Genomic DNA, 12,837 nt, shown 5'->3' on the forward strand with positions numbered 1-12,837 from the left:
TAATCCTGATCTGCCTTATCGTGCGTAGAAACGTATGTTAAAGCCGCTTACCAGTTCTTATCAATAAATTCATCACGACCAGATTGGGCCCGATCTTCCTTATAGTGCTTCACGTTTTTCTTGTGGTAATCCTGATGATAATCCTCTGCAGGATAAAAAATCGAAGCAGGAAGAATCTCCGTTACAATTGGCTTATCAAAGCGTCCACTTTGTGCCAACTGCTCCTTGGACAGTTGTGCAAGCTCACGTTGCTGCTCTGTATGATAAAAAATTGCGGGTTTATACTGTGTACCCCGGTCCTGAAATTGACCTTCCCCGTCGGTAGGATCTGTTTGCGGCCAATATAATTCGAGCAGCTTTTCATAAGGAAACAGCTCAGGTTCAAAAGTAATCTGCACCACCTCGTAGTGACCTGTAGTTCCTGTTTTAACCTGCTCGTAGGTCGGATCGGCAATCGTTCCTCCAGTGTATCCTGACACAATGCCATGAATGCCCGGCTGTTCTTCAAACGGAGTCACCATACACCAGAAGCATCCACCTGCAAAAGTCGCTTTCTCCATCTTACATCCAACCTTTCAATAACTTCATCATAAAGTGCGTTATTTTCTATCATATCTTAAAAGATAACCTTATAAAAGAATTGTTTAAGAACTTAAGGAATTCGCAAAAATTCCACCTAAAAGAAATCAAGTAAGTTGTCAGAATCCTTTATGGAAATCCATAGTTTGCTGGAAGACAAGAAACGTGTTCAGCTTAAACTATGAGCAAATCCCCGGAAATATAAGAAAAAGGTCTCTAAAACTGCTACGAGAGCAATTCTATAGACCTTTTCTAATAGATGCGGTCGAGAGGACTCGAACCTCCACGGGGGGTTAGCCCACACGGACCTGAACCGTGCGCGTCTGCCAATTCCGCCACGACCGCATATAAGTTGTCGTTTATCCTCGAAAGATCAATCTTTCTTAGCGACAAGATAGATCATACCATGCTTATATCAAGATGTCAAACCTTTATATTTGTTAATTTCCTCTTGATAAAAAAGGAATAATAAACTAAAATAAGAACATAAGTTCTCGGGAACGAAGGTTCCTTTTCTTCATTCGGTTATGAATTATCATCACATTTTCCTAAGGCGGTGAATGGTAATGATCTCTTTAGATACTACTCAGCATGAATGGTCTCTTGTGAAAAGTTATCTGCTCCTTACCTTTATTCAAAAAGTATTTGAGCGGGACAGCCTAATTCTTGAAGAAAGCGGTATGCTGAAAACCCCTGATCTTTATGTCGAAATGGTTAACGCAGGTGTAGATCGTACCGGGATCCTGCTGTCTGAAATAAAACATGAATTTAATAAATATCACATTCAAGTTCTGGACATACAACAAAACCACTCCGGCGTTCACGCCACCTATATAAGTAAAGGCAATAAAGAGCAGTTCAGTATGGCAATGCCAGCATTCCGCAAAGAAATGTATGAGCGGATGCGAGCATATCTCGGGCTCTCAACCTCTATGCCCGATACAGCTGCCCTTCCTTTACTAAAGAAACATCGCCCCGAATTACCAAACAATTCAACATCCAAACCTCTACGCATCGTTGAACGAAGTTTGGTTACATCCTCTTTGGCTTATAAGCGTAAAACGTCTCGCCCTGCTGCTTTTGCCGCAAGCAGAAGAGCATAATCCCCGCACAACCAACACGCAAAAGAAAAAAGCTTCCGCAGACACCAACTGTGCGCGGAAGCTCCTTTCCATATTCATCATATATCCAAATCGATCTATAACCGCTATGACGAAGTATAAGCTCATCAATTAATGATTCGCCTTATTGCAACGCCTTCTGTACACGCGTTACCCCTTGGCTTAGAGCATGTCCTCCACCTACTGCTGAGGCTACAGCAATGGTCTCCATAATTTCCTGATCACTGGCTCCTTTGGACCGCGCCTCGTCCACGTGATAAAACGTGCATACTTCATTGTTGGCAAATAAGCCAATGCCTAGCGCAATCAATTGCTTGGTTTTCTCATCTAGGCTGCCGGCTTGAAAGCACTCTCCGGTAAAACGATGATATGCATGAACTACCTCGGGCAACTGATCTTCCAAATGGCTGATTTGATCCTTGTATGCATGTACTTTTTCGTCCATAACCGTCATTGACACAGCACGTCCTCTCTGTTGGATTTTCCTTCATTACTGTGTCCGATTTAGAGTTTCTGTATGCCTAATGAATCACCCAGTTATTTTTATCCAACACCCATTTGAAAACCCATTCCTAATCCAGATCTATCGGATTGTGACGCGGCTCGCTGAACGACTGGTATGTATAGCTGCGATCCAATTTGACCACACGTCGATTCTGGCGACGAATAAGCACCTGTTCCTCATCCCATGCCAGTACAATGCCCACAACATCGTTGGACTCCAATCCATCGCGTACGACACGCACCTTTTCACCGGAGAGTCGATAAGCATCCAATTCTTCGTCCATAATCATCCTTGTCCCCTCCTTATTCACTTTTTTAACATAACGATCATGGTTCTATAAACATGAAAAAAGTTTAAAAAGAGACCTAAACGAATCATTTAGGTCTCTTCTCTCTTACTACTTATATGGATTGCCAACAGAGCGACAAATTATCCCGACTGATTCACACTGTGATCATGTTCTTTTGTATCGTTCTTCTCATACCAGAAGTCCAGCACTTGTGCAGACAACACTCGCTGATCTACATACTCCACTTGGTGAGCAGTAAATTCTTCTTTCCAAGAGAAGGACAATTCTTCGCATAGGTTAACCAACGTCAACAACTCAGACCAGGCCACATAGCGTTTATACCAAAAAAACTGAGGATGTTCAATCATATAGGGATACAAATCGTCGAATTCCGTATGCTTACAATCCAAGGCACGCTCAAAGTGTACTTTAGCCGCTGCCAGTTTTTCCAGAAAAAACTGTTCGGTCAATTGTTCTTTCCCCATGTTGCTGCCTCCTCTCCAAAACCTTATCTATATTATAAGCGAAATTGAAGCTCATGCAAAGGTTATTATTAGAAATAAGGATCAGGAGTTTTGAATTGTTACTATTCAGCAAACTCAATCTTGCCGTCAGCTAACGACGAAATTTTGACCAATGACTCTACACGAATACCCTGCTCACGGATGGTTCTCGCTCCGGCCTGAAAGCTTTTTTCCACCGCGACACCAAATCCAACCAACTCTGCTCCGGAGCGTTGAATGATTTTAACCATACCTCGCGCCGCATCACCATTAGCAATAATATCATCAATGAACAGAACACGGTCATCTTCGTGAATAAATTGACGAGACAGCATAATATCCGTAACAATACCTTTTGTAAACGAAGGTACGCGTTCACACAGTGCGTCTGGATCAGCTAATAGGGTCTTTTTACGACGAGCAAATACCAACGGTACACCCAATTCCAATGCTGTCGCAAACCCGATGGCAATGCCTGAGGACTCCACGGTCACTACTCTGGTAATCTTCTCTTCTCGGAAACGTGCTGCGAACTCTCGTCCCATTGCCATTGTCAGTTCTGGATCAACCTGGTGATTAAGCAAACCATCCAGCTTCAGCACCTGATCTGATGCAATCACGCCTTCATTTAAAATTCGTTTCTTTAATACTTCCATTACATGACCTCCCACGGCAATCCTATGCGGTAAAAGTACCATACTTCACCCGCCGCTTTCAAGCTATAGCTGCTTTCCATGCGGTCATGTGACATTTTTTTTACGCTTGTTCCAGAACCATGCGGTGATTCCTCCCGCAACGATTAAAAGAATAACGATCAGCCCTACCCGATGCGTCACCTTCTCCATTAGCTTCGCCACCTGCTCCCAATGCATGCCCACCGCATGTCCAATCCCCAAAAATGTACCGCACCACAGCAAAGCTCCTGCTGATGCATAACTGATATAGCGGAAAACGCCTAAACGGGTTGTACCTGCCAGATATGAGGATACATGTCTCAAGCCGGGGACAAAATATCCGAACAGGATTCCCCAGGTACCATAGCGCCCAAACCAATTTTCAGAAGAGGCAATCCTAGAAGGCGTAAGCCTCACCCATTTTCCGTATCGATGCAAAAGTGGTTTGCCCAACAGACGCCCCAATGTGTAGCTAAGCATCATACCCGTCATACTACCGAAAAATGTGACTGCCAGTGCAGCAATGAAGTTGTAGTGCCCTTGAGACACGAGCCCGCCGAAGGCGATCATTAGCACTTCGTCGGGTATCGGCATACCCGCTACTCCAAGTGCAAGCAAGCCGAACATTGCCAAATATCCGTATTCCAGTATCCATGCAAGGATTTGACCCATAAATTACGCTCCCGTCAAGCTATTCATTAATTCACTTTAATTATTTTCAGTCTCATCCAGTCATGTCCTATTTCAGTTGAACATAGTTTGTATTATATGCTCGCTGCAGCGTTATTCAAGCAGGCAAGGAGGGACTGGGGATGAAACGTAATATTCATGTTTTTCAAATTGCTTTTACATACATCGGTACAATCGTCGGTGCCGGATTTGCTACCGGACAAGAAATTCTGCAATTTTTTACGCAGTATGGTCGTTGGGCTACACTCACTATTATGCTATCTACAATCATATTTGTATGGTTGGGTACGAAAATGATGCTGATCGCTCATGATATTTCAGCCAAATCCTACGAGGACCTGAACAAACATCTTTTTGGTGCCAATGCCGGGAAATGGATTAGCTGGTTCACACTCATCGTGTTGATTGGCGTAAACAGCGTCATGCTGGCAGGAGCCGGCTCTGTTTTTGTAGAGCACCTTCACCTGCATTACCAAACCGGACTGCTTATTACACTGATTGGTACTTATTTGCTGCTAAGTAAAGGCATTAAGGCCATCTTGCACATGAACACCGTGGTTGTCCCTCTGATGATCATCATGTCTCTTCTGCTCGTTCACAGCACGCTCTCCATGCCCAATCCTCAGAGTTTTATTACGAATACGACAGATCACAGTACATTTCGAACCTTGCTCTCTCCACTGCTGTACACGTCCTTCAACCTAACTATGGCCCAAGCCGTGCTTGTACCACTTGGCAGCCAAACCTTTTCCCGAAGAACTATCCGCTGGGGCGGAGTTTTGGGCGGAGTTGGTGTCGGGTTTATGCTAATGGCTGCACACTTTGCCATGTCAGCACATATGCCGGGTATTCAGCAATTTGAAATCCCTATGGGAAGCATTGCTTACCGTCTGGGTGCCTTTGTCGAAATCATATACATTCTACTCATTTTCATGGAAATCTTCAGTACCTTTGTAGCCGACATTTATGGAGTCAGTCTGCAAATTCGTCAGCATGTCCAAATTTCGCCCAAGCTCATCACACTATTCATTATGCTCACCTGTTTTTTAATCAGTCAGTTCGGCTTCAGTTCACTGTTATCTGTCCTTTATCCTATTTTCGGAATGCTCAGTCTGATGTGGGTTAGTAAACTGATCTTAGCAGGACGCAGGAGACCTTTCCGTTCCTCACGTCCTCGCTCCAGCTTTCGGCATTCCGATTCCAAACCAGGTGGTACTCGTCATGGTTAATGTGGAAATTTCAAATACATTTTCTTCAACTCGTTAACCGCCCGACTTAAAGAATAGCTTGATTTAGCTTTATCGCAGGCAGATCTAGCCAGCTCATAACGATAGGCAGGGTCAGCAATGACCTTTTCTAATGCGTCTGCCAGTGCCCTCGGATTGTCGGGTGGCACGAGCAGACCATTTACCCCATCTTCAATCTGCTCCGGTATTCCTCCCACTTCTGTACCTACCAATGCCAGACAACTTAACGCTGCTTCCGCAAATACCGAACCAAAGGCCTCCGCCCGAGAAGGCAAGACAAATACATCAAAGAAAGGCATAAACTCTTCTGGATGAAGGGTATATCCATAAAAAATCGTCTCATGGTATATATCGAGCTGTCGCGCCATCTCTTCCAGCTCAGGGCGAACCGGGCCGTCTCCAATAATATGAAGGACAAAATCCAGATTTCTTTTTTTAAGTTCAGCACAGGCCCGCAATAAAATATCCAGTCCTTTCGCCGGAACAAGGCGACAAACGGTTATGAGCTGTGTCACTTCATTTTCGTGTGGAATGGGTTTGAAGCGCTTCTCATCATATCCATTCGGAATGACTGCAATGTCTTGCGGATTCTGAACGTAAGGAGTTAAGTAATGCTGAAAAGAATGAGATACCGCTATCAGGCGATCCGCCTTCTGCTCCATTTCCCCATACAGTGACACCAAGAATTGGTGTTCAGGCCCGTTCTCCTCTATTTTCCCGTTTAGAATTAACTCCTTCTCATAGGAAGAGTGAATCGTCTGTACGAGTGGAATGTCAGGAAAAACAGTTTTCATAGCGATTCCGGCAATCGGATGATGGGCATGAATGAGGTCATAGGGCTTCTGAATACGAAGCCGGGTCCACCACAAATAGTCACGGTACGTCTGAATATATTTTTGAACGATTGGATATTGTTCATATCTCGTCCAGTCAAAGGTATCAAAAGTTACTTCGTCCCTACCCTTGTTACGAATCCGTTTAGGGATTGAAAATAGCTCCATTTCCCAACGGGGGGATGTAAATCGCTCTTGCAGATATGGAATCATGGATGAAACGCCTCCCGGTTGCTCGGGTGGGAAAAAGAGAGCCTGTAGCAATTTCATGACGTGCTTCCCCTTTCAAGCATTAAACTGCCCGGATCACAGATTGTATGTATAGGTTTCCGGATTTTCTGAAAGATGATATATTGAGAATAAATGTTAGTCACAAAAGAAAATTATAACATTTTAAATAGGATAAATCCTGTCTATTGTATCGGAACGATATCAACCGTTCAATAGATTGACTATTTTTGCAAATGGAGTCGGTGATGTTGACGTTGTTGTCCTTATCGGGAACCTTGGGTTTCCCCTCTCTGGCCGGGGCCGTAAGTGCAGCCTGCGGTTTGTATATTATACTCATGATGGCACTGATGTGCGTGATCATATATAGCAGACAACGAAAAAAAGCCTATATCCTTTTTTCGGTTGCCGCTATTATTATTATGACATATGAAGCCATGAATCTCTATTCAGCAGGTGGAGGCAAGATGCAACTCCAAGGAATCGTGTGGAAAAATGTGCTGGAGGCGTCTGCCTTCGTGCTCATCAATGCCGCCGTATTTCAACTCTACCGGAAGCTGAAACGTGCGCAGACATGGACCTTGCTGCTGCTGGGTGCGTTATTGATATTGCCGATTATTGCCTGGACTGCAGGTTTGTTGCCCGCTTGGATCAGCGCAGCGAAACTAGTTGGGTTCACTCTGTTTTATCGAGTACTGGTACTTATACTGAGCCTTGTGTTCATCACCCCACGAATCGGACAGCCAAAGAAGTATGTAGCGGGCTTATTCATGTATTTGCTCTGGCTTGGCTATTTGTGGCTGCGAAATGACATCCCTGCAGAAGCTGGAAGATCAAACACAGTCCTATATATGTCATTTTTACCATTGCTGTACTACACTACGTTATTCCTCATCCTGTTTGAACGGATTGTGGAGCTGCTCCAAAGGATTTACCGTTCTTCCATCACCGATGGCCTGACAGGGCTATATAACCGTAAATATTTTTCGGGAAGACTACGGCGATATATGGATCAAGGAATCCGCGTGTCGGTCATTTTTTGCGATATTGACAATTTCAAAAAGTTGAATGATACGCAGGGCCATGCTCGTGCGGATGAAGTACTTAAACAGGTGGCACAGATTATGGAGGATGAACTGGATGAAATCGGACTGACCGGACGATACGGTGGCGAGGAACTGGTCGCAATGGTTGTGGATCGACGTGCCAAGGTTGGACATGTCGCAGAACGTATCCGCGAGCGGGTCGCGGAAGAAAGCATTGTCACCATCAGTGTCGGACACAGTACAGTGAAGAAGGAAATGAACCCGGATGAACTGGTCAAGCAGGCCGATCAAGCGATGTACATATCCAAAACGACAGGTAAAAACAAGGTTACAGCTTATACAGCAGCCGAAGTGAAAAAGAGTCGGGCAGCACGCGCACAATAATTCGTAAACTGCGATTCAGTGTTTAACGTTGAGTTTGAATAATTCTCTGCTGGTTGTCTATATCATAAAATGACGCACAGGAATCTCATAAGAGCCTGTGCGTCATTTATATTTAATCTGCTCATCAAACTTCTGACGTTGCAGATGCTATATCCCGGCCGATCCATGCCAGTTCTTCACTAGTCAGCTCTCGATAGCTGCCCAGTGGAAGCTGTTCATCCAGCTTCAATGGGCCCATAGCTATTCTTTTTAAATAGGTCACCTTTTTACCAACCGCTTCGAACATACGCTTCACTTGATGAAATTTTCCCTCATGGATTACAAGTGAAATATAAGAAATGACTTCCCCATCTGCCTGGTGCGGATGTTCATGGCGAAGAATGGTCAACTGTGCAGGAAGGGTAACATACCCATCATCCAGTTCCACTCCTGCTGTAAATTGATGAATGTCCTCCTCCGTGACATGACCCGATACGGTAGCCTCATATGTTTTAGGGACATGCCGCCGTGGAGAAAGTAGTTCGTGCGCTAGCTTACCATCGTTGGTCAACAACAATAGCCCTTCTGTATCTTTGTCTAAGCGTCCTACTGGAAAAGGCTCAAAGTGTCGTTCCTCCGCGCTCAGTAAATCCAGTACCGTCCGCTCCCTCGTATCTTCAGTTGCAGATATAACGCCCGGTGGCTTGTGCAGCATGATGTAAATATACTCCCGAAAAACAACACGTTCCCCGTTCACTTCAATCTGATCCTGGTATGGATGAACCTGTAAGCCGCTATCCTTGGTGATCCTCCCGTTTACCGTGATCATCCCTTGCTTCACCTGTCGCTTGATATCACTACGGGAGCCATATCCCATATGGCTCAAAACTTTATCCAAACGTTGCGTTTGTCTCCCTTTTCCACTCATACCGATGTCCACCTCCAACCTGTAGGGTATTCATTTTTGAGCATGCCGTCCTGCCATTTGCCCCACCCAGCCGAATAACCATCAATGCACACGAGAGTATAGCCTTTGGGCTGGACTTCGTTCCGCAGTGCCATTCTCTCAACGGGGATGGACAAGGTCTCCCCTTTTAAATACCGGATGGCCTCAGCATCTGAACTGGAGAGATTGATGCTTCTAGCCGCCTCTGAAGGGCGTAATGCCACCGCCAGCGGGTGTGAAGGCACAAAGCGACCATTCTTGTCGGTACCCATAAACCAGCCTGGTCGCACCACCTTGAGGCCGTCCAAACGATGGGATGCCAATGGCGACTGATAAATACGATCTCCATAGACCACCGTATAGCCTGTAAAGGACACCTCAAGCTGATCCTTCACAAATCGGTGATAGGACTCCAGCACATCTTGTGGGGAGCGTGCAGCGGATTTTACATTCTCTTTGCCAGAACGAGACTTATTGCCACCCAAGCCGCGCGCGGACTTTCCTTTACCGGACTTCCCGCCCATTCCTTTTCCACTTCGTTTAGGCTCACCAGTCGCATGTCTTCCTTGACCGCTTGGCGTCAGTGCTTCCTTGACGGACAAAAACTGCTTTTTCCGTGGATACGCTGCATCTATGTTCAATGCCCTGTCATTCTTGCCCTCAAATGGAGTCAAATCCCCGGATTCAGTGTGATCTTCAGTTCCAGTGACACGACCACCTTGGTGTTGCAACACAGCGATAAAATGGCCTTCTCCCTCTACGAGATGCGGCCAAAGGCGTGCTGTTCCCCGCAGTTCGGGATGTGATGCCGCGACCTCTTCACTCATCCATTCCGGGTGGCCTGGTGCAAAACCTGCTTCCGATGGAACAGAGACTACGTCAAAATCGGGATGAGCCTCCAGAAATTCTGCGATCATTCCTTCATTTTCTTCTGGCGCAAAGGTGCAGGTCGAATAGACAATTCTCCCTCCTGTGCTCAGCATCGAGGCCGCTACACGCAAAATGTCCCGTTGCATGACTACACATTTATCCACCGAATGCGTTTCCCATTGTTTTGCCATATCCTCATCTTTGCGGAACATACCTTCTCCCGAGCAAGGTGCGTCAATTAGTATCTTGTCAAAAAAATGAGGAAAGGCATCGGCGATTCGATCCGGGCTTTCATTCAGTACCACGGCATTACGCACACCGTACAATTCCACATTTTTAGCCAACGCTTTGGTTCGGTCCGCGCTAATATCATTGGTCACCAATACGCCGCTTCCTTGTAGTTTGGCAGCTATTTGAGTCGATTTCCCGCCCGGTGCGGCGCACAAGTCCAATACAGCTTCATCTTGAGCTACATTGAGCAGTTCAACCGGTGACATTGCACTCGGTTCCTGTATATAGTACAGTCCCGCATGGTAGTAAGGATGTAACCCCGGCTTCGTACCGTGCGGAATGTAAAAACCCGTGGCACACCATGGAATTGGCCGCAGTTCGAACGGAGAACGTTCCTTAAAGTCCTCCACCGGAATTTTTAACGTATTGACGCGAATCCCGGCATGGGGCGTGTGGTCATAGGCGGTCATAAATGCTTCAAATTCGTCGCCGAGCAGTTGCTCCATGCGCTTTACAAATGCTGTGGGGAGCTGTACACCCATAATCGTAATCATCCTGTCCTTTTAAAATAAATTTTATTGTACCATATTCAACCTGTTATCCTGCAATATCGGTGTGATTTACGAACTTTCACTACAATCTGTAATGTTGTATAATAATGAGATTCATAGCTACATATTTTGAATTTTGATAGGAGAGATTGCATTGAACGCACAAAAATCCAACAAAAAAAAGCTTATACCTGTCATCGGCTTTTTTGTTGTGCTGGTCATTTTGCTTGGAGTGCTGCTCGCTTTAAATTCAGGCACTAAAAACAAGCTGTATGGCGTTTCCACAGCCTCGTTAAATCCTGCTACTCAAGAGCTGTTAAATGACCCGAACTATCAGCAAATTATTAAGCCGGAAGATCTACAGAGTAAAATTGACAAAAAGGAAAACTTCTTCGTCTATCATTTCGCGTCCGACTGTGTGCATTGCCGCGCCACTACTCCTAAGCTCTTGCCTTTAAGCAAGCAGGAGAACATTACGATGCACGAATTTAACCTGCGTGAGTATGAGGATGGCTGGGACAAGTACAAGATTGAGTATACCCCTACGCTCATTTATTACGAAAAAGGCGTGGAAAAGGAACGTATGGTAGGCGGGTTGAAGGAAAGTCCTTCGGACAATGGGTACACACTCGACGATTTCAAAGCCTTCTTTGAGAAATATAAAAAGAACGTAACCTCCTAGTCAAACGTTCACACACCTGCAACGATAAAGCAGCCCGATCCTCATGAAACGGATCGGGCTGCTTGCTTATCATGCGCTTCAAACTCAAGGCACATCCTTCGTTTCCGCCGAGACAGAGCCTGAGCCGCCAGCTGCCTGTCTTCGCCTAATTGAAGCTGCCAGCGCCTGCTGACGCTGCTCATGCTTTTCCCCACGCCGAGGACCTCTCTGCTGCGGGATGTTGACTGGAATGGACGACGATGCCTTCTCCACGGCCCGGCGCAGCCCGGGCTCGACGATTTCTATCGTCAAATCCCGATAAACCGGCGGTTGGTGCTGAAGCTCTTCCGTACCGGTCATAACTGCTTCAGCAAGCTGACGGGCGCAAACGCGCGCCTCGTCCACCAGCTTCGCCATATTAATGCCCAGCGCCTGCGAAGGAGCATGCTCCAACCTGTGGACCGCACTATTCAGCATCATATGTCCACCACGATAGTTACCATTCCGGAAATGATACAGTCCTACAGCAACTTGCAGCAAACCTTTATATACAGGGTCACGGTCCAGCTTAAGCCACAGCTCTTCCAGTACCTCATGACATTCAAAGTAATCCCGATCCCGATTGAAGTATACCAAATAAGTCACGTACAGCGGTTCGTAGGAAATATTTTCCATTTAATACTCATCCCTGTCTTCTTCCTTGGTAGAGGCTTCTAGCATCTCTTTGACCTCATCGTGAAGCAGCTTGATTCCTTCCATGTCGTGCCGTTCCCACAGTTCATTAAATCTGCGCTGTGCATCAATCGTTTCACTGATCTTATGGTAGAAATACAGCCGGTGCATACCTGTTAGCACTTTAGAAACGATATTGGCTTCATCCTCGAACTTTTTCTGCGCTTCCAATATTTCAAGACGCATAGAAGACATCTCATTATCCAATACAAAGGCTGCCTCAGCTGCCTTTTTCAATCGTGTGCGCATATTATCAGGCAAGCTTTCACGATACTTATAGCTAAGAGAATGCTCTATGGTTGCCCAAAAATTCATAGCCAAAGTACGGATTTGAATTTCTGCCAGCACAATTTTCAGCCCCACTGCTGTTTGAACCGGATACTCCACAATCATATGAAAGCTGCGATAGCCGCTGTCTTTATAATTGGTGATATAGTCCTTTTCATACAGTACGGTCAAATCCTTACGTCTTCTGATATATTCGGCCACCCGCCGAATATCCTCTACAAATTGACACATAATGCGAATGCCTGCAATATCCTCAATTCCCGTCTCCAGCTGATCAGAAGGAACCTGTAATCTCTTTGCCTTATCGAGGATGCTTGATATTTTTTTAACCCGTCCGGTTACGAATTCGATAGGAGCGTATTCCTCGCGCTTTTTCAGCTCCGCACGCATTGTTTTGAACTTGACCTTAAGCTCTTCCACCGCCTGATCGTATGGCAGTAAAAATGTTCCCCAGTCTCTTCCGTCCATCCCCGTACCTCC

General features: G+C 45.7%; 15 protein-coding genes and 1 tRNA gene. 4 read left to right on the plus strand and 12 right to left on the minus strand.

Features of this window, described 5'->3' with window-relative positions; translation table 11 throughout:
* Positions 1 to 47 precede the first annotated feature (47 nt).
* Together msrA and NLX73_RS08675 are read right to left on the minus strand one after the other, a co-directional pair.
* Positions 48 to 560, minus strand: a complete 513-nt coding sequence (gene msrA / locus NLX73_RS08670) for a peptide-methionine (S)-S-oxide reductase MsrA (protein ID WP_254325904.1) — start codon at positions 558 to 560, stop codon at positions 48 to 50.
* Positions 561 to 839: 279 nt separating this feature from the next.
* Positions 840 to 924, minus strand: a tRNA-Leu gene (locus NLX73_RS08675).
* Between the two features lie 221 nt (positions 925 to 1,145).
* On the opposite strand from NLX73_RS08675, the gene NLX73_RS08680 reads away from it, so the two are divergent.
* The gene (locus NLX73_RS08680) at positions 1,146 to 1,682 is read left to right on the plus strand and encodes a YhjD family protein (protein WP_254325905.1); all 537 of its coding nucleotides are present in this window, start codon (positions 1,146 to 1,148) and stop codon (positions 1,680 to 1,682) included.
* A gap of 142 nt (positions 1,683 to 1,824) precedes the next feature.
* Here NLX73_RS08680 and NLX73_RS08685 read toward each other — a convergent pair whose 3' ends face one another.
* The 5 genes from NLX73_RS08685 to NLX73_RS08705 form a co-directional block, all read right to left on the minus strand.
* Positions 1,825 to 2,154, minus strand: a complete 330-nt coding sequence (locus NLX73_RS08685; RefSeq protein ID WP_254326050.1) for a carboxymuconolactone decarboxylase family protein — start codon at positions 2,152 to 2,154, stop codon at positions 1,825 to 1,827.
* Between the two features lie 118 nt (positions 2,155 to 2,272).
* Positions 2,273 to 2,494 (minus strand): hypothetical protein, encoded by a 222-nt coding sequence (locus tag NLX73_RS08690; RefSeq protein ID WP_061828588.1) that lies wholly within the window; start codon positions 2,492 to 2,494, stop codon positions 2,273 to 2,275.
* A 140-nt stretch (positions 2,495 to 2,634) separates the two neighbouring features.
* The gene (locus NLX73_RS08695) at positions 2,635 to 2,979 is read right to left on the minus strand and encodes a hypothetical protein (RefSeq protein ID WP_007429850.1); all 345 of its coding nucleotides are present in this window, start codon (positions 2,977 to 2,979) and stop codon (positions 2,635 to 2,637) included.
* Positions 2,980 to 3,080: 101 nt separating this feature from the next.
* On the minus strand, positions 3,081 to 3,653 hold the full coding sequence (locus NLX73_RS08700) for a xanthine phosphoribosyltransferase (protein WP_013309742.1): 573 nt from the start codon (positions 3,651 to 3,653) through the stop codon (positions 3,081 to 3,083).
* Between the two features lie 84 nt (positions 3,654 to 3,737).
* Positions 3,738 to 4,343: a DedA family protein gene (locus NLX73_RS08705; RefSeq protein ID WP_254325906.1), complete on the minus strand. Its 606-nt coding sequence runs from the start codon at positions 4,341 to 4,343 to the stop codon at positions 3,738 to 3,740.
* A gap of 140 nt (positions 4,344 to 4,483) precedes the next feature.
* Between NLX73_RS08705 and NLX73_RS08710 the strand changes: the two genes are divergently transcribed.
* Positions 4,484 to 5,590 carry a YkvI family membrane protein gene (locus NLX73_RS08710; protein WP_254325907.1) on the plus strand — a complete coding sequence of 369 codons (1,107 nt, stop codon included), beginning with the start codon at positions 4,484 to 4,486 and terminating at the stop codon, positions 5,588 to 5,590.
* On the opposite strand, the gene NLX73_RS08715 is transcribed toward NLX73_RS08710, so the two are convergent.
* A complete protein-coding gene (locus tag NLX73_RS08715) occupies positions 5,587 to 6,711 on the minus strand; it encodes a glycosyltransferase family 4 protein (RefSeq protein ID WP_235308040.1) in 1,125 nt (374 codons plus the stop codon). The genes NLX73_RS08710 and NLX73_RS08715 overlap by 4 nt on opposite strands.
* 206 nt (positions 6,712 to 6,917) lie before the next feature.
* Between NLX73_RS08715 and NLX73_RS08720 the strand changes: the two genes are divergently transcribed.
* Positions 6,918 to 8,099 carry a GGDEF domain-containing protein gene (locus NLX73_RS08720; RefSeq protein WP_254325908.1) on the plus strand — a complete coding sequence of 394 codons (1,182 nt, stop codon included), beginning with the start codon at positions 6,918 to 6,920 and terminating at the stop codon, positions 8,097 to 8,099.
* Positions 8,100 to 8,223: 124 nt separating this feature from the next.
* On the opposite strand, the gene NLX73_RS08725 is transcribed toward NLX73_RS08720, so the two are convergent.
* The gene (locus tag NLX73_RS08725; RefSeq protein WP_250261790.1) at positions 8,224 to 9,006 is read right to left on the minus strand and encodes a pseudouridine synthase; all 783 of its coding nucleotides are present in this window, start codon (positions 9,004 to 9,006) and stop codon (positions 8,224 to 8,226) included.
* On the minus strand, positions 9,003 to 10,667 hold the full coding sequence (locus tag NLX73_RS08730; RefSeq protein WP_254325909.1) for an RsmB/NOP family class I SAM-dependent RNA methyltransferase: 1,665 nt from the start codon (positions 10,665 to 10,667) through the stop codon (positions 9,003 to 9,005). Before NLX73_RS08730 ends, NLX73_RS08725 begins: the two co-directional genes overlap by 4 nt.
* Positions 10,668 to 10,830: 163 nt before the next feature.
* Here NLX73_RS08730 and NLX73_RS08735 point away from each other — a divergent pair, with 163 nt between their 5' ends.
* A complete protein-coding gene (locus tag NLX73_RS08735) occupies positions 10,831 to 11,358 on the plus strand; it encodes a thioredoxin family protein (RefSeq protein WP_013309735.1) in 528 nt (175 codons plus the stop codon).
* A gap of 84 nt (positions 11,359 to 11,442) precedes the next feature.
* On the opposite strand, the gene NLX73_RS08740 is transcribed toward NLX73_RS08735, so the two are convergent.
* Together NLX73_RS08740 and yjbM are read right to left on the minus strand one after the other, a co-directional pair.
* Entirely contained in the window at positions 11,443 to 12,012 is a 570-nt protein-coding gene (locus NLX73_RS08740) for a DUF309 domain-containing protein (RefSeq protein ID WP_254325910.1), read from the minus strand.
* The gene (yjbM, locus tag NLX73_RS08745) at positions 12,013 to 12,825 is read right to left on the minus strand and encodes a GTP diphosphokinase (protein WP_023988035.1); all 813 of its coding nucleotides are present in this window, start codon (positions 12,823 to 12,825) and stop codon (positions 12,013 to 12,015) included.
* Positions 12,826 to 12,837: the final 12 nt, after the last annotated feature.

The organism is Paenibacillus sp. CH40 (assembly GCF_024213605.1).
In the GTDB taxonomy this organism is placed as follows: Bacteria; Bacillota; Bacilli; order Paenibacillales; family Paenibacillaceae; genus Paenibacillus; species Paenibacillus polymyxa_B.

Excerpts from the sequence above, each read along its gene's own strand:
- NLX73_RS08740 (WP_254325910.1), bottom strand. The coding sequence starts at position 12,012 with ATGGAAAATATTTCCTACGAACCGCTGTACGTGACTTATTTGGTATAC.
- NLX73_RS08695 (WP_007429850.1), bottom strand. The coding sequence starts at position 2,979 with ATGGGGAAAGAACAATTGACCGAACAGTTTTTTCTGGAAAAACTGGCA.
- NLX73_RS08700 (WP_013309742.1), bottom strand. The coding sequence starts at position 3,653 with ATGGAAGTATTAAAGAAACGAATTTTAAATGAAGGCGTGATTGCATCA.
- NLX73_RS08680 (WP_254325905.1), top strand. The coding sequence starts at position 1,146 with ATGATCTCTTTAGATACTACTCAGCATGAATGGTCTCTTGTGAAAAGT.
- NLX73_RS08705 (WP_254325906.1), bottom strand. The coding sequence starts at position 4,343 with ATGGGTCAAATCCTTGCATGGATACTGGAATACGGATATTTGGCAATG.
- msrA (WP_254325904.1), bottom strand. The coding sequence starts at position 560 with ATGGAGAAAGCGACTTTTGCAGGTGGATGCTTCTGGTGTATGGTGACT.
- NLX73_RS08720 (WP_254325908.1), top strand. The coding sequence starts at position 6,918 with ATGTTGACGTTGTTGTCCTTATCGGGAACCTTGGGTTTCCCCTCTCTG.
- NLX73_RS08715 (WP_235308040.1), bottom strand. The coding sequence starts at position 6,711 with ATGAAATTGCTACAGGCTCTCTTTTTCCCACCCGAGCAACCGGGAGGC.
- yjbM (WP_023988035.1), bottom strand. The coding sequence starts at position 12,825 with ATGGACGGAAGAGACTGGGGAACATTTTTACTGCCATACGATCAGGCG.
- NLX73_RS08690 (WP_061828588.1), bottom strand. The coding sequence starts at position 2,494 with ATGATTATGGACGAAGAATTGGATGCTTATCGACTCTCCGGTGAAAAG.
- NLX73_RS08710 (WP_254325907.1), top strand. The coding sequence starts at position 4,484 with ATGAAACGTAATATTCATGTTTTTCAAATTGCTTTTACATACATCGGT.
- NLX73_RS08685 (WP_254326050.1), bottom strand. The coding sequence starts at position 2,154 with ATGACGGTTATGGACGAAAAAGTACATGCATACAAGGATCAAATCAGC.
- NLX73_RS08730 (WP_254325909.1), bottom strand. The coding sequence starts at position 10,667 with ATGGGTGTACAGCTCCCCACAGCATTTGTAAAGCGCATGGAGCAACTG.
- NLX73_RS08725 (WP_250261790.1), bottom strand. The coding sequence starts at position 9,006 with ATGAGTGGAAAAGGGAGACAAACGCAACGTTTGGATAAAGTTTTGAGC.